We start from the raw sequence: 22,511 nt of genomic DNA on the forward strand, positions 1-22,511 counted from the left end.
CGGGGCCCGATTCGGCCGCGAGCGGGCGGCGTTCGGTGGCGATGGGATCGGGTACCACGTCGCGTTCGGCAGTGCAGGCGGGAAGCTTTTTGGGTCCGGCCGCGAGACCCTCGCACATGAAAGTCCTCCTGGGCATGGGCGGGAGCCCCGACGGGTTCGACGCGCTGGAGGAGACGCTGGCTCGCGCCCGCCAGGCCGGAGACGACCTCACGGTCGCCGTGCTCGACACGTCCGAAGACTACGACGTCGACGACGTCGAATCGCGCATCCGCGACCGCATCGCCGACGCCGGCGTCGACGCCGACGTCCACCGACTCTCCGGCCATCCCGGAAGCGAGCTCACGGAGTTCGCCGCGCGGGAGGGCGTCGACCGCATCGTCATCGGGGGCGGCCAGCGCAGCCCCATGGGAAAGATCGAACTCGGTGAGGTCGCCGAGTTCGTTCTGCTGAACGCCGACACGACGGTGACTCTCGTTCGATGACCGGACGTACCTACCCCGACGACGCGGCCGACCCGTTCCCGGAGCCGCCGCTGTCGTTCACGGACGGCGAGGGCCGGGAGATCAGGATCGAGGAGAGCGGCGGCGACGACTTCGACGCGCTGGTCGAGATGTACGGCCAGTTCGACCCCGCCGACCGCGCCCAGGGGATCCCGCCGGTCAAGGAGGAGGCTATCAGCAAGTGGCTGGACACGCTGCTGTCCGAGGAGTCGCTGAACGTCGTGGCCGTCCACGAGGGCGCGCCGATCGGTCACGCCATCCTCGTTCCCGACCGCGAAGAGGCGTTCGAACTCGCCGTGTTCGTCCTCGGCGACTACCAGAGCGCGGGCATCGGGACGGAGCTCCTGCAGGCGCTGCTGGGCCACGGCCGGGCCGGTGGTGTCGAGCAAGTGTGGCTTACCGTCGAGCGCTGGAACGAACCAGCGATCGCGCTCTACGAGAAACTCGGGTTCGAGACGAGCAACGCCGAGAGCTTCGAACTGGAAATGTCGATCCGGCTGGCCTGACGGCGAGCGGCCACCGAGCGCTGTCCCGCTGCTGTCCGTCCGCCCGCGCGACGCCGTCCGGACTGAGCGGCGATTTTCAGACGGAGAGGACGGGCTGGCTGGCGTACTCGACGACGTACTGCGCGGACTTGCCGAGCGTCTCGTTCGGTTCGATCCCCTGTTCGCGGGGGACGACGATGAAGTCGACGGCAAGCTCCTCGGCGACGTCGAGGATGGCGCTGCCGGGGTGCTGGCGGAGCCGCGAGCGGGAGAATCCGACGACCGTCGAGTGCGTGACGGCCACGTCGTCGGCGAGTTCGTCCGTCTCGTCGGCGAAGGTCACTTGCTCGTCGGCGACCGTCTCGGCGTCGACATCGCCGGTCTCGATCCCCCGTTTGACCGGCTCGTCGATCACGTGCAGGACGTGGACGGCGGCGTCGTAGCGCTCGGCGATCTCGAGCCCGTAGCTGACGGCGCGCTCGGCCTGGTCGGTGGCATCGACGGGCACGAGGACCTGCTCGATGTCGAGACTCATTGTCCACAGGTCTGTCAGGCGAGGGCAAAAAGTCACCGAGGTTCCGCCGGCCGAGCGAACGGTCCGTGCGGGCGGAGGCCCGGTCGGCGGCGTCTCGCGTGGTTTATAGGCCTGGGCGGGGATACCTCGACCATGTTCGACACGGTGGTCATCGCGACGGACGGCTCCGAGAGCGCGTCGCGCGCTGTCGACGTCGCGCTGGACGTCGCCGCGAAGTTCGACGCGGACGTCCACGCGCTCTACGTGGTCGACCGGGGCGACGTCGCGGCTTCGCCCGACGAACTGCGGAAGGAGCTGGTCGACGCCCTCGAGTCCGCCGCCGAGGAGGCGCTGGACGACGTGCGCGAGCGCTCGGGCCGATCTGTCACCACCGCAGTCCGTAACGGCCGCCCCGGCGCCGAGATCACCCAGTACGTCGAGGACGTCGACGCCGACGTCGTCGCGCTGGGGACGCGCGGCCGCCACGGCGACCACGGGTTCGTCCTCGGGAGCGTCGCCGACGCCGTCGTTCGGCGCTGTGACCGGCCCGTCCTCACCGTCCGCCAGCTCGACGCCGCCGAGAGAGACGAACAGGCCGTCTGAGCCGAGCCCGATTCCCCCCGTAACCGGGGCCTTCATTGCCTCGGGGCCGCTCCGCCCCGTATGGACGACTGGATCATCGACGGCGACCGACTCCCGCTCGAACGGAAGTCGGTCCTGCCGGGCGAGGGATTCTTCTACCCCGATTCGCTGCAGGAGACGAAAAAAGAGAGCGAGGCCGTCGACGCGCTGTCGGGCGCCGAGACGGTCGTCATCGCCGACACGGACGCCGACGGCCTGGGCTGCGTCGCCCTGATCCGCGAGGTCCACGGCGACGACGCGGCCATGGTCCCCTCGGGCCCGCACGAACTCCGCCAGAGCATCGAGTGGGCGGTCGAGTACGCGCCCGACGACGCGACGGTCTTCGTCTGCGACCTCTGTCCCGACCATCCCGACGACGTCGAGGGCCTCGACGCGCTGGCCGAGCGGACGACCGTCCGCTGGTTCGACCACCACCAGTGGGACGACGACCTCGCCGCGGCCGTCGAGGAGGCGGGCGTCGACCTCACCGTCGGCGACTCCGAGGAGGTCTGCACGACCGACGTGGCTCTCGCCGAACTCGGCGCCGACTTCCCGGCGAAGTTCGAGGACCTCGCGAGGGTCACGCGCGACCACGACCTGTGGATCAAGGAAGACGAGCGCAGCGACGACCTGGCCGACTACGCGATGTGGGCCGAACCGGAAGAGTACGTCCGGGTGATCCGCCGCTACGGCGTCGACTTCCCGCCGGAGGTCGAAGAGTACCTCGCCGAGGAGCGTGTCGAGAAGGAGGCCCTAATCGAGAAGGCCGTCGAGCGCGCGGAACTGCGCGAGGTCGGCGAGTGGACCGTCGGCGTCACCTACGGTCGCTGTTCGCAGAACGAGGTCGCAGAGGCGCTCCGCCAGCAGGGCGCCGACGCCTCGGTCATCGTCAAACCGGCCGGCAGTGCCTCGATCCGGGGCTCCGAGGGCTTCGAGCGCGCCCACGAGGTCGCCGAGCAGGTCAGCGGCGGCGGCCACCCGCGCGCCGCGGGCTGCAAGCCCCACATCTACGACGACATGCTCGACTACGCCCACCACTGGACGACCCGCGGTGCCGTCGCGAAGCAGGCCATCCTCGACGCGTTCCGTGCACTCCCGCCGGAAGAGCCCGAGGAAGGCGTCGACACTGAACGGTAGCGCGGCTACAGGAGGGGGCGATAACGGCAGTTACAGCAGTGCTTCCACGTTTTCGCGCAGTTGCGCGGCGCGCCTCTCGCGGACCGACTCGTCCGCGCCGGCCCACCAGTACTCGAACCACTGCAACTCGCAGATCCACGTGACCGACTGGTAGAAGCGCTGTCGGCGCTCGAAGGTCTCGCCCCGATCGAATTCGACGCCGCGGTCGCGCTCGTAGGCGTCGAAGAGCGTCTCGCGGACGCGCTCGTGGACCGGCGAGTCCAGCGGTGCCTGCTTCGAGAACTCCCGGACGACCCAGGCGAGTTCGTAGCGCGGGTCGCCCGCCTGGGAAGCGCCCCAGTCGAGGATCGCCGTCACCTCGCCGGAGTCGGGGTCGGCGAGCAGGTTCCCCGGCCGGTAGTCGCCGTGCAGGAGGACGGGGTCAGTCGCGAAGCCGAGCGCGTCGAGTCGTTCGTCGACATACGCCCGCAGGTCCGCTTCGAGATCGGCGAATCTGGTCCCGTCGAGGTCGTCGAGCGCGAACGCGACGATATCGCGGAGTCGGTCGGCCCACTCGGTCCGGCCGTCCTCGACGATCGGCTCCTCGCGGGCGGAAGACGCGGCGGACCCGGCGACGAGATCGCCGAACTCCTCGAACGTCCGCAGGTCGTGGATCCTGGCGAGATATCGTCCCGACTCGCGGACGAGCCGATCCACGACCGCACGGTTGTCCCCCACGGGCACGCCCGAAACCGACTCGCCGGGCAGTCGCTCCATCAGGAAGGCGGGCGTCGGGAGGCCGTCGTGGGACTCGCGGACGCCGTACACCTCGGGGACGGGCAGGTCGGTCTCGCGGCCGACGAGTTCGAGCAGGTCGACCTCGACGAGGAACCGCTCGTGGGTCCGGAAGGAGAGCGCGCCGGCCGAGCGGAAGCACTTCAGGACGGCTTCGCGTTCGGACTCGAAGTTGTCGCCGCTCGAATCGGTCGCCGCCACCGTGACGCCGTAGACGATGTCGCTCCCCTCGGGCATCGGTTCGGCGTCCAGCAGCCGCCAGTCGGGGCGGACCGCCGAGACGGTGGCCGCGAGCGTCTCGCGCGACAGCGGGTCCGCGGGGCCGAAACTCGGATAGCTCATCGTCGGCCGACCGCCGTTACCGCTCGCCGGCGAGCCACTTCTGCGAGTAGGGAGTCCCGCAGGTGCACTGGACGTAGGCGTGGATCACGTCGCCCTCGGCGTAGAGCCCCTCGACCTCCTCGTTCTGTTCCTCGGCGAAGGCGAAGACGAACCGGGCGACGTGGGGGCCCTCGGTCTCGTCGGTGTCGGGGCACGTGCCGCCCGTGCAGTCGGGGTCGACCGTGCCCTCGTTGGCCATCGCCTGCTTCGCGAACGCCATCGGGTCGGTGTCGGTGGCGCGCTGGAAGGCGCTGCGGCCGCTGTCGCCCTCGACGACGAGGACGACGCCGTCGTCGACCCGCTCGCCATGGCCGGCCAGCGCGTCGATGCCCGATACCGCGTGGTCGGCGAAGTACATGAACACGTCTTCCGGTCGGTCCCCGGCCAGGAACTCCTCGCGGTCGCTCATGCCCACAGGGAGTCGGTCCGCGGTGAAAAAGGGCACGTCATCCGTTTCGCCGTGTCGCGTGCCGGCCCCACTATAATCTGCCTCGTCGGTTCGAGACGGCGGTAGCCGGCGGGACGCGCCCGAACAGGGCAGTGTGCTAATAAATGCCATGATATCGCAGGGAGAATCGTGACACGACCCCGTCGTGAACTCCACGTAAAGGATGCAGAGAGCGTCCACAGAAGACCGTTCGCTCGAAGACTACGAGCCGTATATCGACGGCCAGCAACGCCGGGCGATCCGCCAGCACGCCGATTCGCTCTCGGACCTACGGGTGGCCCACGTCAACTCGACGGCGAGTGGCGGTGGGGTCGCGGAGATCCTCCGGACGCTCGTGCCGCTCTCGAACGACGTCGGGATCGACACCGACTGGCTCGTCATGGACGCCCCGGCCGAGTTCTTCGACGTCACGAAAGCCGTCCACAACGGCCTCCAGGGGGACGAGATCGAGTTCACCGACGCCATGCGCGACACGTACCGGCGCGTGACTGAGGAAAACGCCGCCGGGCTCGACGGCAGTTACGACGTGATCGTGCTTCACGACCCCCAGTCGCTGGGGATGGCCGCCACACTGGCCACGCAACTTCCCGAGACGACGCTCGTCTGGCGGTGCCACATCGACTTGACGGCGGCGAACTCGGCGTTTCTCGCGTTCGTCCGGTCGAATCTCGACCCGATCGATCGCGTGATATTCAGTCGCGCGGCGTACGGCCGGGAGATAACGGGCATCGAGAAGGACGTCGTTCACCCGGCTATCGACCCGCTGACCCGGAAGAACCGTCCGCTCAGTGCGCTTTCGGACGGGGGAACCGAAGCCACCGACCTCGAAGCGTATCCGTTCGACCCGGATAGACCGCTTCTCGTTCAGGTCTCGCGGTTCGACCCCTGGAAGGACCCCCTGGGAGTGGTCGAGGCGTATCGGACGGTCCAGCAGTCGGTCCCGGGCGTCCAACTCGTGCTCGCGGGTGCGATGCCCGACGACGATCCGGAAGGAATCGAGATATATCGAGAGGTCGCGACCGAAACGGCCGACGATCCGGACATCCACCTCCTGACGGATCTCCCCGACGCGGGCATTAACGCCATTCAGCGAGGCGCCGATATCGTCCTCCAGAAGTCGTTACGCGAGGGATTCGCGCTCACCGTCTCGGAAGCGCTCTGGAAAGAGACGCCCGTCGTCGCAACCGACGTCGGGGGCATTCCGCTCCAGATCGAGGACGGGGCGAACGGATATCTCGTCGATCCGAGCGATCTGACCGCAGCGGCAGACCGCCTCGCGCTGCTGCTCGAGAACGACGAACGGAGGCGCCAGTTCGGTGAACGCGGTCGCGAGATGGTGCGAGAGCGATTCCTGACTCCTCGATTGGTCAGCGACTATCTGCGGTTGTTCTCAGATCTCGGGGCAGAGTTCACACGGCGAGGGTAGCGGCGCACCGCTCACCTCGCCCCTACTCGCTGCGGCCGACCAGTGACGACCCGCCGAACAGGTTGAGGACGACGAGCGCGCCCGAGGCGACGGCGACGAGGACGACCGCGACCGGGACGGCGGCGTCGAGGCCGCGGCCCTGGAAGGTCGCCCAGATCTGGACCGGAAGCGTGCGGGGGTAGTACGCGAGCATGAGCGTCGCGCCGAACTCGCCGGCCGCGCGGGCGAACGCCAGCGTCGCGCCGGCGAGGATCCCCCGACTGGCGAGCGGGAGCGTCACCCGGAGGACGGTCCGCCAGCGCGAGACGCCCTCGGTCCAGGCGACCTCTTCGAGGCGGCGGTCGACGCGCTCGAACGCGCTCCGGGCCGAGAGGACGACGAACGGCGAGGCGACGAACGTCTGCGCGAGGACGACGCCGGCGAGCGTCCCGTCGACCGAGAGACCGACGACGCCGCCGAGCCCGTTCGACCCGAACGCGCTCAGCAGGACCATCCCGCTGACGACCGGCGGCAGGACGAGCGGGAAGGCGACGACGGCGGTCACGAGCGTCTGTCCGCGGAACTCCGCGCGGGCGAGCCAGTACGCGAGCGGGAGGCCGAATCCGAGCGCGAGCGTCGTGCTCGCGGTCGCCGAGAGGAGCGTGTTCCGGGCCGCGCTGACGACGAACGGCTCACTCAGCGAGGCGAGGACCCGTCCCGGGGACTGAGCGAAGAGGAGCCAGCCGATGGGAACGGCGTAGAGGGCGAGCAGTGCCACGCCGACGGCGGGAGCGAGCGTCTCCCAGCGCCGGCGGTCACCGGCGGAGGCCACGCGGGACATCACCACTGTACTCGGGGTAACTCTCGGGGAGGGCGAAACCGTGGTCGGCGAGGTAGTCGCCGGCGACGAGCGCGTCGAACGTCTCCGCCACCCGGTCGTCGTCGCGTCGGGCGACCGCGCCGTACGCGACCGGTGCGCCCCGAACCGTCTCGCCGCTCGGCAGGTCGTAGCGCATCGCGGCGTACTCGTCGGCGCGGGAGGGGTCACCGAGGTCGACGGCAGCGGGGAGTTCGACGTGGTCGTAGCCGCGGTCGACGGCCATGCTCCGGTAGACGACCGCCACGTCGAGGTCGCCCGTCTCGAACCTGGAGAGCAGCGACGTCTCGGGGTACACCTGTCGCGGTTCGACCAGGGCCTTCCGGAGACCGGGACGGTCGTAGTACTCACTGGCGAGGTCCAGCGCGAACAGCGTCCGGTAGCCCAGCGGGTCCAGGTCCGGGTCGGTCCGTCCGAGCGTCGCCTCGCCCGCGAGGACCGGATCGAACCAGCGGTCGGCCTCGCCGACGCGTCGACCGGCCGCGCTCTCCTCGTCGTAGGCGACCACGAGCGCGTTCGTCGCGAACTCGGCGTGCCAGTCGGTCGCCAGCGGGCCGTCGAACAGCGCCGTGTCGGCCAGGGCGACGATGTCGGGGTCGCGTTTCCCCTCGTCGACCAGCCGCGCGGCGGTCACGGACCCGTGGCACTCCACCCGGAGCGACCGATCGACAGCCGCCCGAAGCCCCTCGGAGAACGCCAGCTGGAGGCTCCCCGCGGCGAGGACGGAGACGGGTTCCCCGGATCCGTCCTCTGCGCCCGCGACGCTCCCGACACTTCCAACACAGCCGCTGAGGGCGGCCGAAACCCCGGTCGCTCCCGCGGCGCCGACGGCACCTGCTGCCGTGAGGAACCCGCGACGGGTGACGCCCGACGCGTCGTCCCCGGAACGGAACCGATCGCTCCCCGACCGTTGTGTCGGCATAGACATATCGACGTTGTGTCGGTCGAGACATAACGATTTTGGTCGGGCCGCTCGACTCGGGGATATGGACGCGGGGTTCGAGGCCCACTTGCGAGTCGGCGGGGAGACCTTCGACGGGCGAGACGCGGCGCTGTTGCGCGCCGTCGCCGAACACGGGTCGCTCAACGCGGCCGCGTCGGCGCTCGGTCGGTCGTACTCCCGTGCGCACGCCCGTGTCGGGGAACTCGAAGGCGCGGCGGGGCCGCTCGTCGAGCGCGAGCGCGGGGGAAGCGAGGGCGGCGGGAGCCGGCTGACCGACGACGCCCGCCAGTTGCTCGCCCAGTTCGAGCGGCTCCAGGCCGCGCTGGAGGGAACCGCCACCACCGAGCGACTCGTCCTCGACGGTTGCGTCACCGAGCGCGACGGCGACCTCGCAACTGTCGAGACAGCGGCCGGGGTCGTCCGCGCGCTCGCGCTGACCGACGCCGAGGACGTGCAGGTCTCCTTCCGCTCGGACGCGGTGACGCTGCACGACCCCGAGAGCGCGCCCGAAGGAGCGGAGACGAGCGCTCGCAACCGCTTCACGGGCGAGGTCCGCGACGTCGACGGCGGCGACGGCACGGCGCTCGTTCGCATCGACGTCGGCGCGTCCGACCCGCTCGCGGTCCGCGTGACGGAGACGAGTCTGGACGCGCTGGGTTTGAGACCCGGAAAACCGGTCGTCGCGTCGTTCAAGGCGACGGCGACGCGCGCGACGGCCGCGCCGGGCGCCGCCGACGAGGAGTAACGCTATTTCGGCGGTTCGATCAGAGCACTTTCTCCATCTCGACGTGGTCGATGCCGGCCTCCTCGAACACGTCGCTGGTCGTCTCGTAGTCGAGATTCCGGTAGAACGCCTCGACGTGGGTCTGGGCGTGCATGACGAGCCGCTCGATCCCCCGCTGTGTGGCGGCCGATTCAAGCGTCGCCATCAGCTCGCGGCCGATCCCCTCGCCGCGACGGTCGGCGACGACAGCGACGCGTTCGACCTTCCCGACGCCGGGATCGACCTCGCGGAGCCGGGCCGCGCCGACCGGCTCGTCGCCGTCCGTCGCGACGAAGTGGACGGCCTCGTCGTCCTCGCCGTCCATCTCGATGTCCTCGGGCACGCCCTGCTCCTCGATGAAGACCTCGCGGCGGACCGCCAGCGCGTTCTCGCGGTCGGCGTCGGACTCGACGACGCGAACGTCGACACTCATGGCCGTACCGTCGTGGTCGAACGACCCTGAGAATTGCGGTCGACCGCTCGTCGAGAACGGACCGCTCCGTCGTGCGAGTCCGTCGAAAAGTCGAATAGTAGTGCCGAAAATACCGACAGATACCGCCGAAAGCGCGTCCTACGAGCCGTCGGGGCTGTAGTTGGGCGCCTCGTCCGTGATGACGACGTCGTGGGGGTGGCCCTCCTGCTGGCCTGCCTGCGAGACCTTCACGAACTCGGCGCGCTCTTTGAATTCGGGGACGGTCTCGGCGCCGACGTAGCCCATGCCCGACTTCATGCCGCCGACGAGCTGGTAGAGCTCGCTCGCGAGCGTCCCCTTGTAGGGGGTCGCCGCCTCGACGCCCTCGGGGATCATCTCGTCTTCCTCGTCCTCGTCGACGTCCTTGAGGTAGCGGTCGCCGCCGCCCGACTGCATCGCGCCGACCGAGCCCATGCCGCGGTACTGCTTGTACTTCTTGCCGTTCATCGTGACGACGCGACCGGGCGCCTCGTCGGTGCCGGCGAAGTACGAGCCGAGCATGACCGCGTCCGCGCCGGCCGCGATGGCCTTGATGGCGTCACCGGAGTAGCGGATGCCGCCGTCGGCGATGACGGGCACGTCGTGCTGGCTCGCCACGTCGGCGACCTGCGCGACGGCGGTGATCTGGGGCATGCCGGCGCCGGTGACGACGCGGGTCGTACAGATGGAGCCCGGGCCGATGCCGACCTTGATGCCGTCGGCGAAGTCGACGACCGCCTCGGCGGCCTCGCGAGTCCCGACGTTGCCGACGACCACGTCGGCGTCGACCTCCTCGGTGATCTCGCGGGCACTCTCGATGACGTTCATGTTGTGCGCGTGCGCGCAGTCGATGAACAGCACGTCGGCGCCGGCCTCGTCGGCGGCGACGGCGCGGTCGGCCTCGAAGGGACCGACGGCGACGCCGGCCCGGAGCGCGCCCTCGTCGTCGCGGGCCGCGGCGTCGTACTCGCGACGCTGGAGGATGCCCTGCATCGTGATGAGCCCGATGAGGCGGTCCCCGTCGTCGACGATGGGGACGCGCTCGATCTTGTGCTCGTACATGAGTTCGAGCGCTTCGCGGGGCGTGACGTCCTCGGGCGCGGTGATGACCTCGTCGGTCATCGCCTCGCGCACCTCGTCGGACTCGCCGACTTCGAGGTACGGGCGGATGTCCGTGCCCGAGATGATGCCCAGCACCTCGTCGTCGTCGCTGACGACGGGCGCGCCGGAGACGCCGGCGCGAGCCATCATCTCGTCGACCTCGCGGACCGTCTGGTCCGGCTCGGCCGTCACGACGTCGCGGATGATCAGCTCGTCGGCGCGCTTGACGCGCTCGATCTCTGCGACCATCCCGTCGACGTCCATGTTGCGGTGCATGACGCCCAGGCCGCCCTCGCGGGCCATCGCGATCGCCATCTCGCTCTCGGTGACGGTGTCCATCGCCGCCGTGAGCACCGGCACCTGCAGCTCGACGTTCTTCGACACGTGTGTCGCCGTGTCCGCGTCGTCCGGTTCGACCCGACTCTCCTTGGGACGGAGGAGCACGTCGTCGAACGTCAGCGCCTCCGGCACGCGGAGTTTCTCCGAGAAAGGTTCGGGATCGTTCGCCATGTAAAGCGTCGCCGCCGACCGCCCAAAAACGTTGCGAGACGGTCGCTCCGTGCCAGCCCTTCCCGAGATCGCGAACCGCCGTTCGGCGGTCGATCGGCCCGCTCCGCGCCGCATGTGGCCGTCTCTCACGCAATTCTTATACTCGATTGGATAATAATGATAGATATGCACTCCGCCAGTCCCGCCGTTGCTGGCATCGGCCAGAAGACCACCCGCGACGCCGCGAGCGTCGCGTTCACACCTTCTGCCGACTGCTTCAAACGGGACTTCGCGGAGAAACCCACCTCGAACTTCGGCGCCGCCCGGTGGCAGTTCGTCGCCCGCCGGAGGCCGCATCGAGGATCGGGACACCCCCTGGCCACGGGAGACGGCCACTGCTGAGCGCATGAGTAGCTCCCAGCACCCGGTCGCACTCACCGTCGAGCGACAGGTCGGCGGTGCGACGAAGCTCCTCGCGACCATCATGTGTCTCCCGCTGGTCGACGGCATCTTCCCGGCGCTCGTCCTCGCGGGCGCGCTCTCGGACCCCGTGGGTATCCTGGAGGTCGGCCTGCTCATCTTCGGTGGTAGCGCCACCGTGGCAGTCATCCTCGCGGAGATGGACGGATCGCGGCGCGAGCAGGCGACGGCCATCCTCGCCGTCGGCGCCGTGTTGATCCCCGTCGCCGCCGTCGAGGCCGCGCTCGCGCCGACCATCCGCGACATGCTCTCGATGGCCGTCTTCGAGCGCTTCGCCGGCCTCGTCATCCTCGCGGTCGCCGCGAAGACCGCGAGTGCCCGAATCGGCGAGTACCTGCCTCGCCCCGCGGTCATCATCGCCCTCGGGCTGGTTGCGAGCTTCGAGCCCACCGGCGTCGCGCTGACGGTGACGACCGACCTCGAACTGGTCGGGCGGGCCGTCGCCGCGGCCGGCGTCGGCGTCGCCTTCGCGCTCGCCGTCGCCCTGCTCGGCCCGCAACTGCGAGCCGTGGTGGACATCGACCGCTTCCGCTTCGGTAGCGCGGTCGCCCTCGGCGTGCTCCCGCTCTCAATCTTCGGGTTGGTTCCGGGCGACGCTCCCCTGGCGCTCGCTGTGTTGGGCGTGACCGCGCTGTTCGCCTTCGACCCGTCCGGCGACCGCGAGTACGCCGTCGTCCCGGACGAGGTGTCCGGTGACGCCGCGGTCGCCGACGGCGGCGACCCCGAGAGTACGGAGGACGATGACGAGGATACGGACGAGGAGAGTGAGTCCGTCCCCGGCCGCGTCTCTAACTACGTCACCACCGACGACGAACGCGCACCGTGGATGTGAGCAGAACTGTGTCTCTGGAGTCACAGTAGTCGGTAGCAGCACCGACCGCGCCGCTACTACACTCGTAGTCCAGAACAGCGTGAAAGCCCCGGTCGTTTCGACTCGGGCGTCTCGCTGTGCTCCTCGGTCGTTACACTCCCTGCGGTGCTTGCTTCGCCGGCCTTCGTCGAGACGACCGCCCCTTTCATTCCCACCCGCGTAGCTGGACGGGACAGTTTGTGTGGGTGGGAATGAAAGGGGCCGTCCGCTGCGGGAACCCCGGCGAAGTAAGCACTGCAACGAGCGAAGCGAGTGAAGCGCGCAGCGAGCCGCGGGACCGCAGCGGACCGGGGCTTTCACGCTGTTCGCGGTTGCAGTTTCACAATCCGCCGTAGCCGTAGGATCAACTGCTAGCCGCGAGTGGAAGGGCTTACGGACGGGCGCGGCGATGCAACGGTATGGCAGACAATCGCGTCGTGCAGGGGCGGATGGTCACGCCCAAGCGCCTGGCGGAACTCATCGAGGGCGAATCGGTCATGGACGCCGAGCCCATCGAGGACGCCGACCGGGACTGTCCCGACTGCGGCGAGAACGTGCTGAAGGTCGGCTACATGCCCGGGGTCACGTCGTTCGTGACCGGTTACAAGTGCCAGGAGTGCGACTGGGCCGAGATAGACGACGAGGACTGACCGGGGGAGACCGAAACCCCTTTAGTGGGATTGGGCATACCGAATGATGCAGGCGGGGTCGTGGCCAAGTCCGGCATGGCGACTGACTCCAGAGGCAACGGCGCCCGGGACGACACTCCAGCTGATATACTGAACGGGTCGGCTGATCACTGACCCTGTGATGACCCTCTGGAGTTCCGAGGCGCTACCGGAGATATCAGTCGATCGGGGGTTCAAATCCCTCCGACCCCATTCTTTCACCGAACGATGTCCCGCGAGCACCGCGTAGCGTGTGCTCGCGTCCTGTGTGTTGTTGAAATCGCAATCAGAGGGATTTGAACCACGCGAGTCGCAGCGCGAACGAAGTGAGCGACCGTCTCGCACCGGGTGAAAATCCCCTCCGACCCCATCCTTCTGCGCCGAACCACGACGGCGAGCACCTCGTGTGCTCGTCACTCGTGAGGCGTGACAGACGTCTCGGCGGGATTCGAACCAGGGAAGTCGCAGCGCGACCGAAGCGAGCGACCGAATCAAATCGGGTGCACATCACCACCGTCTCCAGATCATCGCTATATCGTTCCCGAAGTTACGTCCGTGTTTCGTCGGCGCTCGTCCCGCTCAGCCGCTGAACTCTTCCAGAACCGTTCTGATCGACTGGTCTACCTCAGAGAATTCGTCGAGGTTGAGCGGATCCGTCGTCACGAACACGCCGAGGTCGCCGGCGATCGTCCTCGTGATCGTTCCCCACTCGAAGACGCGGATGTTGAACTTGTACTCGCCGAGTTCCGTCTCCTCGTAGGTCTGTTGAGAGGTGAACCCCAGTCGTTCGTTGGCGACGAACGGTTCCAGGTTCGCGTCCTGTTCGAGGTCGCTCCGGAGATAGAGCTGTTCGTAGTCGTCGACGGTGAAGTACGTGATGCTACGGATGTCGTCGCCGATCGCGGTCCGGCAGACGCTGACGAGTTCGGATTCGAGTTCGGTCACCTCTTCGGACGAGAGCATGGCCAACGGTACGGAACATGGCTGTAAATCATCACTTGCCAGTGACTTACCAGCCGCATACGTAATGTGTCTGGATCGGGAGACTCGAAATCCCCGGAACCGGGTCGAAACGTCGTCGACGGAGGCTCTGGAACACGAGAGATTATGTGCGTAGAACTGAGTGGGATAGCAAGTAGATGGCAAGCAGTTGGTGGCGACGATTCGAGCGGAACTTCTTCAGCGTGCTGTGGATAGTCCTCGTCCTCGCTCTCACCCGTGTCAAGAACGTCCTCACCATGGCCGGACTCGGGGTCGCCTCGTTTTACCTCTGGCAGTCCGCGGTCGTCGTCGTCCAGTTGAATCTCGTGGCCGCCGGTTCGAACCTCGCGGTCGCGGTCGGTGCGCTGCTCGGCAGCGTTCTCAGTTTCCTGGGCAAGCCCGGTAGCGGGCTCGTCGCGTTCGTCCTCGTCGTCGCGGCGGTCAGCGGCGGGGGCGTCGTCCTCGAACCTGGCGGCGGACTCTCCACGCAGTTCGAGAACCCGCTCGGGTCCGGGACAGCAGAGGCACCGCCCGAACCCACGCCGGCGGCGAACAGTCCCGAATCGTCCGGCGGATCGTCCGGGTACAGCGGTGACTACGACTGCGATGACTTCTCGTCACAACGGGCCGCACAGGAGGTCCACGAGGAGTCGAACGGAGCACACGGGCTCGACGGTGACGGCGACGGCGTCGCCTGCGAGACGCTCCCGTAACCGACCGCCGACGTCGACTGCCCAGCGGAACACTCACCCCAACCAGACGCTAGCGAACGAGTCGAAATACTCGTCGCCGGTGTCGACGAGCACGTGGTCGGCCCCCAACCCTGTCACCCGCTGTTTCACCTCGTCGACGTGCGCGTCCAGCCGCGACTGATACGTCTCCACGAGCGACTGACTGAAGTACGACCGCCGGGTCGTGTCGGTCTCCGGGTCGGCGAACAGCGCGTCACCGACGACGTCCGGGTCGCGCTCGTCGGGGGCGACGACCCGAACCACCAGCACGTCCACGTCGTTGCGTGCCAGCGCCGAAACCCCCAATTCGATGTCCTCGGGGTCGGCCAGGCAGTCGGTGACGACCACGACGAGCGAGCGCGACCGGATCTGGTCCGCGTAGGCCGACAGCACCGTCCCGAAGTCGACCTCTCCCGCTAGATCCAGCTCGTTGATCTGGTCGATGAGCGCCAGCACTTCGCCGCGATTCGACCGCCCGGTGTCCAGCCGGTCGGCGCGCTCGCCCATCGTCGAGAACCGGAAGTCGTTGTGCTCCTCGGCGGTGAGATAGCAGAAACCTAGCCCGATCTTGGCGGCGTACTCGAACTTGTGGGCCGTCCCCTCGCCGTAGTCCATCGACGCGCTGGCGTCGAGGAGGACGTGAACCGTTAGATTCCGCTCCTCCTCGAACTGCTTGATGTAGTACTCCTCGGTGCGGGCGAAGAGCTTCCAGTCGACGAGGCGGGTGTCGTCGCCGGGGGAGTAGCGGCGGTAGTCGCTGAAGGTCAGCCCCTCGCCGACGCGCGGCGACTCCTGCTCGCCCTGGCGGAGCGCGGCGGTCTCGCGGTCCAGCGCCGCGTCGAAGCGGTCGAGTTCGTCGAGGAAGTCGGGATCTATCGTCACGGCTCACTCCAGCAGCGACTCGACGACGTCGTCGGGGGTCTGTCCGTCGCGCTCGGCGCGGAAGTCGAGGATGATGCGGTGACGGAGGACGGGCGCCGCGAGCGCCTCGATGTCCTCCTCGGCGACGTGGTTGCGCCCGTGGAGGAACGCGCGGGCCTTCGACGCGACGACCAGCGCCATGCTCGCCCGCGGGCTCGCGCCGAATTCCACCTCCTCGGCTTCGCGGGTCGCGCGGACGAGTTCGATGGCGCGGTCGCGGAGGTCGTCGGCGATGGGGATCTCCCGGACGAGGTCCTGGACCTCGCGGATCTCCGCCCGCGTCAGCACTTGATCGACGGGGACCTGCCGGCTCCCGCTGGTGTACAGGTCGACGATGTCGCGCTCCTCCTCGGCCTGAGGGTAGTCGACGAGGAGTTTGAGCATGAAGCGGTCGGTCTGGGCCTCGGGGAGGGCGTAGGTACCGCCCTGGTCGATGGGGTTCTGCGTCGCGAGGACGAAGAACGGTTCGGGCAGGTCGTAGGTCTCGCCGCCGGCGGTGACCTGCCGTTCCTGCATGGCTTCCAGCAGCGCGGCCTGGGTCTTCGGCGTCGCGCGGTTGATCTCGTCTGCGAGGACGACGTTCGCGAAGATCGGTCCCTTCTCGAAGACGAACTCGCGGCCGTCCTCGCTCTCGCGGATGATCTCCGTGCCGGTGATGTCCGAGGGCATCAGGTCGGGGGTGTTCTGGACGCGCGAGAAGGAGAGATCGGTCACCTCCGCGACGGTCCGGACCATGGTGGTCTTGCCGAGTCCGGGGTTCGATTCCAGCAGCGCGTTGCCGTCGGCGAGGATGCACACAAACAGCTGTTCGAGCACCTCGCGCTGGCCGACGATGCGCTTGCCGACCTCCTCGCGGGCGGTCGCTACTTTGTCCTGCAGGGCCTCCACGCCGTCGTCGTCGATTGTGGGTTCGTCTTGCATGGGTATCGAAGGGGTCGCTCGTCTCGAAGCGTCAGCCCGACTCCTCGCCGCTCGCCTCGTCGTCGTTCGATTCGCCGTCGCTCGATCCACCGCGGTCCTGGTCGCGGATCTGGCGGTTGTACTCCCGGACGAGTTCGGCGTCCTCGACCTGGTCGGGCGACGCGAACTCCGCCTGCTGGCTGTCGCCGCCGTCGGAGCCGCCGTCGCCGCTCGCGCCGCTTCGCTCGCGGTCCGGGAACGTGCGCTCCTCGTCGACGTCGCGACCGCCCCCGCTCGACTCGATCTCGGCGGTCTGGTTCTGGTCGCCGGCCGAGACCTCCTCGCGGTCGCCGAGGACGCGCTCGCCGTCGAGCAGCCCGGCGTAGTCCTGGGAGTCGTTGGCGGCGCCGTCGTCGGTCGGCTGCGGCCGGTCCAGCAGCGCGACGTCGACGACGGCGACCTGGACGGTGGCGAGACTCAGCGCGACGATGACGACGGCCGTCGCCCCGAGTCGCCCGACGTTCACCAGTCCCAGCGAGGAGCTCTCGCGCAGGTCCCCGAGCACCTCCGCGTAGAGCCGGCGGGCCATCCGCGAGTCGGCGTCGGCCTCGACCGCGTCGCGGGCCGTCCTGAGCCTCTCCGCGACGGCCGGGTTCACCGCCTCGAACTGCTCGACCAGGGGCTTCCGGACGCGCAGCCCGGCGACGAGGGTGAACGCGGCCAGCCCGGCGACCGCCGCTACCGTCGCCGAGCCGGGGACGCCCGGTCGCCCGAGGTCGCTGCCCATCGCGTCGCCGACCGGCCCGGCCAGAGCCGCCGGCAGGGTGAGCCGATCCGGGAGCGCGGCCGGTTCGAGGACGGCGAGGAGCAGGTTCGCGGCGAGGAAGACCGCCGTCGCGTCGACGACGCCGGTCACGATCGCCGCTTTCCACCCCTCGCGACGGATCTCGGCGACTGCGTCGGCCATCCGCTCGCGGGTATCGTTCCGGTCCGAGCCTGGTCCGTCGCCGGCCCCAGTCCCGTCGTCGCCGGCCGCGGTCACGTCCTCACCGGTCCCGGGTCGGTCCGGTTTCTCGCTCATCAGTCGTCCTCACAGGTCGTCTTGTTCTGGTTCTCCGGCTGCGAACAGAGCGTGCTCAGGTCCTCTTCTAGCGTCTCGATCCGACTGTTGCGTTCGACGAGCGTCCGGTTCAACCGCTCGTTCTCTCGTTCCAGATCGTCGACGTCCGCTTGCAGGTCGTCGACCTCCGAGTCGCGCTGGTCGAGTTCGTCTCGCAGATCGCTGACGTTCGCCTCGAGGTCGGCGACCCGGTCGTCGCGCTCGTCGAGCTGGATCTCGAGTTCGTCGACGCGCGCTTCGGCGTCCGCCAGATCGGTCTCCAGGGTGTCGACTCTGGAGCGCAGGTCGGAGACCGTCGAATCGAGTTCGTTCCGCTCCTCGCGGAGGGAAGCGGCTTCCTCCCGGAGTGCCTCGCGCTGCATTTCGAGCTCCTCGACCCGGCTCTCGAGCTGGGTGGTGTTCCTGCGGGCGTCTTCCAGCTGCTGTCGAGTGCGGAGCAGCTCCGCCTGCGTCGTGTTCAGCTGTCGCTCCGTCCGGTTGAGCTCCGACGCGACCTGGTCGACGTCCTGGGTCCGCGTGTTCAGTTTCGCCCGCGTCTCGTTGAGCTTCTGGCGAGTCTGGGCGATCTGGGTCCGCGTCTGGTTGAGCCGTTCGGAGAGCTGGCCGTTCTCGGATCGGAGGGCGTCGTTCTGGTCCCTGAGTTGCTGGGCCGAGTCCTGGTACAACATCGTCGCTCCCGCGGCCCCTCCGACCGTCAGGAGGACGAGGGCGACCAGTCCCAGACTGATGTTACGCCCGACTGCGCTCATGGCAAACCACTCGTGAGAGATGTCCGACCGCGGTACACTTGAACTCGCCGGAGTATCACTTCAGTTGAGAAGACGACGAACGCCCCCAGCAGCGCGATCCACGCCCACGCGTCGCGAACGGTCCGGACGCGGGTGGACTGCTCTCTGGCGAGTCGCGCGATCTCGGCGCCCTCGTCGGGGCTGAATTCCCGACCGCCGGTCACGTCGACCAGCCGCTCCAGCCGCGGTTCGAGACCGAGCCGGGCGTATTCGAGCGGGTAGTTCACCGCGTAGGTCGCGTCGAGGACGCTCCGGTAGCCCGCCTCGCGCGGCGTGAACTCCCCGCGGTAGGTCCCCTCGCCGATCTGTCGGAAGCTGACGTTCTCGACGGAGGGGCGCTCGTCACCGCGGTAGGTGAGCGTCGCCGGGCTGCCGACGCGGGCGTCGCTCACGTCGGTGACGCCCTCCCGGTTGCGGCCGGGGTCGCCGATGGCGTAGTTGACCGACTTCGTGACGACGAGCGAGTCCGGCCGGTCGAGCAGCCCGTCGAGGCCCCCGTCCCGGCCGTAGGCGGTGATCGAGACGACGCGGCCGAGGCCGAACCGCCAGGAGGCGATGGCGGGCGTCCCGTCGGCGGTCGCGACCTGGTAGTCCGCGCCGGCCTTGACCGACACCTCGTTGGCCTTCGAGGGGTTGGCCGTCAGCGTCACGCCGGAGGTGATGAACGTGTTCTGCTTCACGATAGTGAGGTTCTGGCCGCGGAACTGTCGGGAGGCGCCGCCGAACAGCAGGCGAAGCCGGCTCGTCTCGTTGGCCCCGAAGTACGACCCGCCGGACTCCTGGGCGATGCGTCGGAGGGTGGCCTCGTTGACGCGGTCGCCCGCGCCGACGGTGATCACGCGGACGCCCTCGCGGCCCAGCTGGTTCGCGACGGCCGCCGGGCGGTCGACGTCGTCGGCGCCGTCGCTCAGGAGGATGATCGTCCCGGGGTTGTTCCCGAGCATGTCGTTCGCGCCGAGCAGGCCGTTCGCGATATCGGTGCCGCCGCGGGTGGTCTCCAGGCGGCGGATCCGCTCGCCGATCGACTCGCGCGCGTCGCCGAGCTGCTGGCGGTCGGCGATCCGGTAGGGCTGGCCACCGAAGGCGACGACGCCCACCTGGTTGCGGTCGCCGAGCTGGTCAAGCACGTCGAGCGCGATGCCCTTCTGGGTCGACAGCCCCTCCTCGGCGCTGCCGGAGATGTCGACGAGCATCACGATGTTCGTCCGGCCGCCGGTGGCGTTGCCCATCCGCACCGGGAGCATGGAGGCGATGGCCGATTCCTCGTAACCGCCCTGCTGGTAGGCGTTGTCGCCGCCGACGGTCACCAGTCCGCCGCCGTCGATGACGTGCTCCTGGAGCGCGCTGACGTTCCCGAGTTCCCCTGCGGGCGTGTCCTGCACCACCACGGCGGCGTAGTCGTCGAGGTCCGGGGGCACCGCAGTCGCGTTCGTCACGTTGTACAGCGACCCCAGGTAGCCCCGGAGCGGGTAGTCGCCGCCGGAGACGTACAGCAGGTTGGGCTTTTCGACCACGCGCACGTCGTGGTAGAACACGTCGTTTCGCTGGTAGACGTCCTCGCCCTCGACCGTCGCCGTCACCCGGTGGTCGCCGACCGACTCGAACGTGTGCTCGACCGAGACGGCCTCGCCGCCGGCGATCGACTCCTCGCGGACCGTCTCGCCGTCGATTTCGACGGTGACCGTCGCCGCGTCGTCGGCCTCGACGCCGGACAGCGAGACGACGAACTCGGTCGTGAGACCGACGCTGGCCGTGGAAGGGCCGGCGACCGAGACGGCGCGTTCGGTCCGCTCGGCCGAGAGTTCGACCGCGCTCACGGTCGCGTTGAGCCGCTGGGCGTCCTCGGCGGCGGCCGCGAGGTTCCGACCGCCGGTCACCTGGCCGTCCGAGACGACCACCACGGTTCCGTTCTGCCGGAGGTTGGCGGCGATGCCGTCGCCGATCCGCGAGTCGCTCCCGCTGGCGACGGTCGCCGTCGTGACGGGGACGCCGGCCCCCTCGATCCCGTCGACGAGGTCCTCGGTCGCGTTCGGGAACACGCCCATGCTCGCCGACTCGTCGGCCAGCAGTGTCACGCGGGGCTCGCCCGGCGTCTCGCGCGTCTGGACCGTGTACGGCCCCATCGCCCCGACGACGAGGAGGACGACGACGAGCACGCGGCTGGCGAACAGGAGCCGGCGGCTCCGCGGCGATGCCGAGCGCGCGCCCGCCTCGCCGCGGAAGATCAGGTACGCGAGCAGCGCCACCGCGACGGGCAGCGCCGCCGCCGGCCAGAGGTGTTCGACGCCGACCGTCAGGCCGTCGAACGAGTGGGAGACCTCCATCAGAGCTCACCCCGTCGGCGCAGGTAGCCGATCTCCGCGACCGCCACGAGCAGCGCCGCGAGCGCGGCGAACTCCGTGATCCGCTGCGGGACGGTCCGGGTCTCCTCACGGGTGACGTTACCCGTCGGCCCCGACCGCTCGGCCAGCGGTTCGACGTCGACGGTCGACTCGCGGTCGCTCAGCAGCGCCGCGCTCCGGACGCCGCCGTCGGTGCGGTAGACCCCCACCTCCCGGAGCGTGACGGAGGGACCGGCGAGCGATCCGGACGGTCCCTCGACCCGGTCGGCACCGAGCCGCACCGTGTCGCCCGTCTGGTGGTTGAGCGCCGCGAGCGGCTCGCGCCCGGCGAGATGGAAGACCGTGCGCTTCCAGAACACGGGGTACTGGTAGTTGTATTTGAAGCTCGACCGCTCCTCGATGTAGCCGTAGTAGAGGAGTCGGCCGGCGTCGCGCCGGTCGGTCGCGAGCAGCGGCGTGCCGTCGCGCAGTTCGATCAGCTTCTCCCCCGAGCGCAACGACCCCGTCAGGTACTCGTCGGGCGGCTGGAAGTCGATGCCCTCCGTCAGGTCCGTCTCCGTCGTCGACCGGATTGTCGGCGACGTGCCCGTCCCGCTGGGGTCGAGCAGGAGGAGGTCGCTCAGTCGGTCGGGCATCTCTTCCTGGGCCTGGACGGCGACGCCACCGCCCTCCGCGAGAGCCGTCCGTCCGGCCTCGACGTTGCCGGGCAGCAGCGAGTCGGCGTCGACGTTGCTGTAGATGATCACGTCGTATTCGTTCTCGACGGTGGTCGGCGGGTTCTCGACGGTCAGGTCGACCTGGTCGAGCAGCGACAGCGCCGTCGTCAGGTAGCGGTTCCGGTCGTTCGTCAGCACGAGCACGTCGACGGTCGGGTCCTCGGGGGCGGCGACCGGGACGACGTCGTCGGTCGCGAAGTCGTCGCCCGGCGAGAGTTGCGCCTCGGAGGTGCCGGCCGGGGTGGGGAACGTCACCGTCCCGACGTCGCCCGCGGCGAGGTCGACCTCCTGGATCCGTTCGCCGAGTCGGACCGTTCGCGTGACCGACTCGTCGCCGAAGTTCTTCACCGACAGCGTCACGTCGGACTGGCTGAACCGGCGGTCGACGAAACCGACGTTGGTCTCGCCGCCGCCGTCGAACTGCCGGAGCGTGACGCTGAGGCCGCGGGCGCGCAGGGAGGTCACCGCGTCGCGCCACTCGTCGCCGGCGAAGTCGCTGAGGACCACGACGCGGACCTCCTCGTCAGCGAGCGCGCGGGCCTGCGCGATGGCGCCGCGCAGGTCCCCCGGCGCGTCCGACGCCTCCAGCCCCTGCAGCGTCTCGCGAGTGGCGCTGGGCGGTCCCCGCCGGAGTGCGACCTGCCCGCCGCCGTCGGTGGTGACGACCGAGGTCCGCGTCGTCACCTCCTCGTCGGCGGCGGCGAGCGCGCGGCCGAGTCGCGTCTGTCCGTCGTCGGTGGTCGCCATGCTCGCGCTCGTGTCGACGACCAGCACGGTCTCCTCGACGACGGCGCGCTCCTCGACGGGGACGTAGGGCGCGGCCAGCGACCCCGCGAGCAACAGGACCGCGAGGAGCTGGATCAACAGGAGGAGGCTCCGGGCGATCCGCTCGAACAGCGGGGTGGTCGCCCGCTGGCGCTGCTCGTCGGCGAGGAACCGGAGGGTGGGGAGTTCCACCCGGTCGGGGTCGGGCCGGATGAGATACAGGACGACGATGGGGATCGCGACCAGGGCGGCCGCTAACCCGATCGGCGCGAGAAACACGTCGGAGAGGGCCATTCGTGTTGACGGGTCGAACGGAAGCACTATTGGTCTTGTGCCGGCGCGTTCCGCGCCCCGGAGACG

Annotated in this window: 24 protein-coding genes and 1 tRNA gene; 11 read left to right on the forward strand and 14 right to left on the reverse strand. The window is 69.1% G+C overall.

Annotated elements, in window-relative coordinates:
* Positions 1–116 precede the first annotated feature (116 nt).
* Complete coding sequence (locus ACMGFH_RS04675) at positions 117–482, forward strand: universal stress protein (protein WP_415381632.1); 366 nt, start codon at positions 117–119, stop codon at positions 480–482.
* The gene (locus tag ACMGFH_RS04680; RefSeq protein ID WP_415381633.1) at positions 479–1,006 is read left to right on the forward strand and encodes a GNAT family N-acetyltransferase; all 528 of its coding nucleotides are present in this window, start codon (positions 479–481) and stop codon (positions 1,004–1,006) included. Before ACMGFH_RS04675 ends, ACMGFH_RS04680 begins: the two co-directional genes overlap by 4 nt.
* A gap of 76 nt (positions 1,007–1,082) precedes the next feature.
* On the opposite strand, the gene ACMGFH_RS04685 is transcribed toward ACMGFH_RS04680, so the two are convergent.
* Positions 1,083–1,520, reverse strand: a complete 438-nt coding sequence (locus ACMGFH_RS04685) for a universal stress protein (RefSeq protein ID WP_415381634.1) — start codon at positions 1,518–1,520, stop codon at positions 1,083–1,085.
* Between the two features lie 132 nt (positions 1,521–1,652).
* Between ACMGFH_RS04685 and ACMGFH_RS04690 the strand changes: the two genes are divergently transcribed.
* The gene (locus ACMGFH_RS04690; RefSeq protein WP_415381635.1) at positions 1,653–2,102 is read left to right on the forward strand and encodes a universal stress protein; all 450 of its coding nucleotides are present in this window, start codon (positions 1,653–1,655) and stop codon (positions 2,100–2,102) included.
* 60 nt (positions 2,103–2,162) lie between these two features.
* Complete coding sequence (locus ACMGFH_RS04695; RefSeq protein WP_415381636.1) at positions 2,163–3,257, forward strand: DHH family phosphoesterase; 1,095 nt, start codon at positions 2,163–2,165, stop codon at positions 3,255–3,257.
* Positions 3,258–3,287: 30 nt separating this feature from the next.
* Here the strand turns inward: ACMGFH_RS04695 and ACMGFH_RS04700 are convergent, their stop codons facing one another.
* Positions 3,288–4,373: a phosphotransferase family protein gene (locus tag ACMGFH_RS04700; RefSeq protein ID WP_415381637.1), complete on the reverse strand. Its 1,086-nt coding sequence runs from the start codon at positions 4,371–4,373 to the stop codon at positions 3,288–3,290.
* Between the two features lie 16 nt (positions 4,374–4,389).
* Positions 4,390–4,821: a DUF5807 family protein gene (locus ACMGFH_RS04705; RefSeq protein ID WP_415381638.1), complete on the reverse strand. Its 432-nt coding sequence runs from the start codon at positions 4,819–4,821 to the stop codon at positions 4,390–4,392.
* Positions 4,822–5,023: 202 nt separating this feature from the next.
* Here ACMGFH_RS04705 and ACMGFH_RS04710 point away from each other — a divergent pair, with 202 nt between their 5' ends.
* The gene (locus ACMGFH_RS04710) at positions 5,024–6,286 is read left to right on the forward strand and encodes a glycosyltransferase (protein WP_415381639.1); all 1,263 of its coding nucleotides are present in this window, start codon (positions 5,024–5,026) and stop codon (positions 6,284–6,286) included.
* A gap of 22 nt (positions 6,287–6,308) precedes the next feature.
* On the opposite strand, the gene ACMGFH_RS04715 is transcribed toward ACMGFH_RS04710, so the two are convergent.
* The gene (locus tag ACMGFH_RS04715; protein WP_415381640.1) at positions 6,309–7,106 is read right to left on the reverse strand and encodes a molybdate ABC transporter permease subunit; all 798 of its coding nucleotides are present in this window, start codon (positions 7,104–7,106) and stop codon (positions 6,309–6,311) included.
* Positions 7,081–8,064: an extracellular solute-binding protein gene (locus ACMGFH_RS04720; RefSeq protein WP_415381641.1), complete on the reverse strand. Its 984-nt coding sequence runs from the start codon at positions 8,062–8,064 to the stop codon at positions 7,081–7,083. The genes ACMGFH_RS04715 and ACMGFH_RS04720 overlap by 26 nt, the downstream gene beginning before the upstream one ends.
* 64 nt (positions 8,065–8,128) lie before the next feature.
* Here ACMGFH_RS04720 and ACMGFH_RS04725 point away from each other — a divergent pair, with 64 nt between their 5' ends.
* Complete coding sequence (locus ACMGFH_RS04725; RefSeq protein WP_415381642.1) at positions 8,129–8,830, forward strand: TOBE domain-containing protein; 702 nt, start codon at positions 8,129–8,131, stop codon at positions 8,828–8,830.
* Between the two features lie 19 nt (positions 8,831–8,849).
* On the opposite strand, the gene ACMGFH_RS04730 is transcribed toward ACMGFH_RS04725, so the two are convergent.
* Together ACMGFH_RS04730 and guaB are read right to left on the reverse strand one after the other, a co-directional pair.
* Positions 8,850–9,281 carry a GNAT family N-acetyltransferase gene (locus tag ACMGFH_RS04730; protein WP_415381643.1) on the reverse strand — a complete coding sequence of 144 codons (432 nt, stop codon included), beginning with the start codon at positions 9,279–9,281 and terminating at the stop codon, positions 8,850–8,852.
* Positions 9,282–9,419: 138 nt separating this feature from the next.
* Complete coding sequence (gene guaB / locus ACMGFH_RS04735) at positions 9,420–10,910, reverse strand: IMP dehydrogenase (RefSeq protein WP_415381644.1); 1,491 nt, start codon at positions 10,908–10,910, stop codon at positions 9,420–9,422.
* 165 nt (positions 10,911–11,075) lie between these two features.
* Here guaB and ACMGFH_RS04740 point away from each other — a divergent pair, with 165 nt between their 5' ends.
* From ACMGFH_RS04740 to ACMGFH_RS04755, 4 genes are all read left to right on the forward strand, one after another.
* Complete coding sequence (locus tag ACMGFH_RS04740) at positions 11,076–11,291, forward strand: hypothetical protein (RefSeq protein ID WP_415381645.1); 216 nt, start codon at positions 11,076–11,078, stop codon at positions 11,289–11,291.
* A gap of 4 nt (positions 11,292–11,295) precedes the next feature.
* A complete protein-coding gene (locus tag ACMGFH_RS04745; protein WP_415381646.1) occupies positions 11,296–12,201 on the forward strand; it encodes a DUF5794 domain-containing protein in 906 nt (301 codons plus the stop codon).
* A gap of 437 nt (positions 12,202–12,638) precedes the next feature.
* A complete protein-coding gene (locus ACMGFH_RS04750; RefSeq protein ID WP_415381647.1) occupies positions 12,639–12,869 on the forward strand; it encodes a DUF5795 family protein in 231 nt (76 codons plus the stop codon).
* A 54-nt stretch (positions 12,870–12,923) separates the two neighbouring features.
* Positions 12,924–13,100, forward strand: a tRNA-Trp gene (locus ACMGFH_RS04755).
* Between the two features lie 366 nt (positions 13,101–13,466).
* Here ACMGFH_RS04755 and ACMGFH_RS04760 read toward each other — a convergent pair.
* Positions 13,467–13,850 carry a hypothetical protein gene (locus ACMGFH_RS04760; protein ID WP_415381648.1) on the reverse strand — a complete coding sequence of 128 codons (384 nt, stop codon included), beginning with the start codon at positions 13,848–13,850 and terminating at the stop codon, positions 13,467–13,469.
* Between the two features lie 176 nt (positions 13,851–14,026).
* Between ACMGFH_RS04760 and ACMGFH_RS04765 the strand changes: the two genes are divergently transcribed.
* The gene (locus tag ACMGFH_RS04765; protein WP_415381650.1) at positions 14,027–14,581 is read left to right on the forward strand and encodes an excalibur calcium-binding domain-containing protein; all 555 of its coding nucleotides are present in this window, start codon (positions 14,027–14,029) and stop codon (positions 14,579–14,581) included.
* Between the two features lie 33 nt (positions 14,582–14,614).
* Here the strand turns inward: ACMGFH_RS04765 and ACMGFH_RS04770 are convergent, their stop codons facing one another.
* Genes ACMGFH_RS04770 through ACMGFH_RS04795 form a run of 6 tightly spaced genes read right to left on the reverse strand, consistent with a single transcriptional unit; the run spans position 14,615 to position 22,445 of the window.
* The gene (locus tag ACMGFH_RS04770; RefSeq protein ID WP_415381651.1) at positions 14,615–15,481 is read right to left on the reverse strand and encodes a DUF58 domain-containing protein; all 867 of its coding nucleotides are present in this window, start codon (positions 15,479–15,481) and stop codon (positions 14,615–14,617) included.
* 3 nt (positions 15,482–15,484) lie between these two features.
* Positions 15,485–16,441 carry an AAA family ATPase gene (locus ACMGFH_RS04775; RefSeq protein ID WP_415381652.1) on the reverse strand — a complete coding sequence of 319 codons (957 nt, stop codon included), beginning with the start codon at positions 16,439–16,441 and terminating at the stop codon, positions 15,485–15,487.
* 31 nt (positions 16,442–16,472) lie between these two features.
* Positions 16,473–17,501, reverse strand: a complete 1,029-nt coding sequence (locus ACMGFH_RS04780; RefSeq protein ID WP_415381654.1) for a hypothetical protein — start codon at positions 17,499–17,501, stop codon at positions 16,473–16,475.
* Positions 17,501–18,289, reverse strand: a complete 789-nt coding sequence (locus ACMGFH_RS04785; RefSeq protein ID WP_415381655.1) for a chromosome partitioning protein — start codon at positions 18,287–18,289, stop codon at positions 17,501–17,503. The genes ACMGFH_RS04780 and ACMGFH_RS04785 overlap by 1 nt, the downstream gene beginning before the upstream one ends.
* Positions 18,286–20,652 carry a VWA domain-containing protein gene (locus ACMGFH_RS04790; protein WP_415381656.1) on the reverse strand — a complete coding sequence of 789 codons (2,367 nt, stop codon included), beginning with the start codon at positions 20,650–20,652 and terminating at the stop codon, positions 18,286–18,288. The genes ACMGFH_RS04785 and ACMGFH_RS04790 overlap by 4 nt, the downstream gene beginning before the upstream one ends.
* Positions 20,652–22,445 (reverse strand): vWA domain-containing protein, encoded by a 1,794-nt coding sequence (locus ACMGFH_RS04795; protein ID WP_415381657.1) that lies wholly within the window; start codon positions 22,443–22,445, stop codon positions 20,652–20,654. The genes ACMGFH_RS04790 and ACMGFH_RS04795 overlap by 1 nt, the downstream gene beginning before the upstream one ends.
* Positions 22,446–22,511 lie beyond the last annotated feature (66 nt).

Source organism: Halosimplex rarum, from assembly GCF_047715405.1.
GTDB lineage: Archaea > Halobacteriota > Halobacteria > Halobacteriales > Haloarculaceae > Halosimplex > Halosimplex rarum.

Excerpts from the sequence above, each read along its gene's own strand:
- ACMGFH_RS04675 (WP_415381632.1), top strand. The coding sequence starts at position 117 with ATGAAAGTCCTCCTGGGCATGGGCGGGAGCCCCGACGGGTTCGACGCG.
- ACMGFH_RS04680 (WP_415381633.1), top strand. The coding sequence starts at position 479 with ATGACCGGACGTACCTACCCCGACGACGCGGCCGACCCGTTCCCGGAG.
- ACMGFH_RS04685 (WP_415381634.1), bottom strand. The coding sequence starts at position 1,520 with ATGAGTCTCGACATCGAGCAGGTCCTCGTGCCCGTCGATGCCACCGAC.
- ACMGFH_RS04690 (WP_415381635.1), top strand. The coding sequence starts at position 1,653 with ATGTTCGACACGGTGGTCATCGCGACGGACGGCTCCGAGAGCGCGTCG.
- ACMGFH_RS04695 (WP_415381636.1), top strand. The coding sequence starts at position 2,163 with ATGGACGACTGGATCATCGACGGCGACCGACTCCCGCTCGAACGGAAG.
- ACMGFH_RS04700 (WP_415381637.1), bottom strand. The coding sequence starts at position 4,373 with ATGAGCTATCCGAGTTTCGGCCCCGCGGACCCGCTGTCGCGCGAGACG.
- ACMGFH_RS04705 (WP_415381638.1), bottom strand. The coding sequence starts at position 4,821 with ATGAGCGACCGCGAGGAGTTCCTGGCCGGGGACCGACCGGAAGACGTG.
- ACMGFH_RS04710 (WP_415381639.1), top strand. The coding sequence starts at position 5,024 with ATGCAGAGAGCGTCCACAGAAGACCGTTCGCTCGAAGACTACGAGCCG.
- ACMGFH_RS04715 (WP_415381640.1), bottom strand. The coding sequence starts at position 7,106 with ATGTCCCGCGTGGCCTCCGCCGGTGACCGCCGGCGCTGGGAGACGCTC.
- ACMGFH_RS04720 (WP_415381641.1), bottom strand. The coding sequence starts at position 8,064 with ATGCCGACACAACGGTCGGGGAGCGATCGGTTCCGTTCCGGGGACGAC.
- ACMGFH_RS04725 (WP_415381642.1), top strand. The coding sequence starts at position 8,129 with ATGGACGCGGGGTTCGAGGCCCACTTGCGAGTCGGCGGGGAGACCTTC.
- ACMGFH_RS04730 (WP_415381643.1), bottom strand. The coding sequence starts at position 9,281 with ATGAGTGTCGACGTTCGCGTCGTCGAGTCCGACGCCGACCGCGAGAAC.
- guaB (WP_415381644.1), bottom strand. The coding sequence starts at position 10,910 with ATGGCGAACGATCCCGAACCTTTCTCGGAGAAACTCCGCGTGCCGGAG.
- ACMGFH_RS04740 (WP_415381645.1), top strand. The coding sequence starts at position 11,076 with ATGCACTCCGCCAGTCCCGCCGTTGCTGGCATCGGCCAGAAGACCACC.
- ACMGFH_RS04745 (WP_415381646.1), top strand. The coding sequence starts at position 11,296 with ATGAGTAGCTCCCAGCACCCGGTCGCACTCACCGTCGAGCGACAGGTC.
- ACMGFH_RS04750 (WP_415381647.1), top strand. The coding sequence starts at position 12,639 with ATGGCAGACAATCGCGTCGTGCAGGGGCGGATGGTCACGCCCAAGCGC.
- ACMGFH_RS04760 (WP_415381648.1), bottom strand. The coding sequence starts at position 13,850 with ATGCTCTCGTCCGAAGAGGTGACCGAACTCGAATCCGAACTCGTCAGC.
- ACMGFH_RS04765 (WP_415381650.1), top strand. The coding sequence starts at position 14,027 with ATGGCAAGCAGTTGGTGGCGACGATTCGAGCGGAACTTCTTCAGCGTG.
- ACMGFH_RS04775 (WP_415381652.1), bottom strand. The coding sequence starts at position 16,441 with ATGCAAGACGAACCCACAATCGACGACGACGGCGTGGAGGCCCTGCAG.
- ACMGFH_RS04780 (WP_415381654.1), bottom strand. The coding sequence starts at position 17,501 with ATGAGCGAGAAACCGGACCGACCCGGGACCGGTGAGGACGTGACCGCG.
- ACMGFH_RS04785 (WP_415381655.1), bottom strand. The coding sequence starts at position 18,289 with ATGAGCGCAGTCGGGCGTAACATCAGTCTGGGACTGGTCGCCCTCGTC.
- ACMGFH_RS04790 (WP_415381656.1), bottom strand. The coding sequence starts at position 20,652 with ATGGAGGTCTCCCACTCGTTCGACGGCCTGACGGTCGGCGTCGAACAC.
- ACMGFH_RS04795 (WP_415381657.1), bottom strand. The coding sequence starts at position 22,445 with ATGGCCCTCTCCGACGTGTTTCTCGCGCCGATCGGGTTAGCGGCCGCC.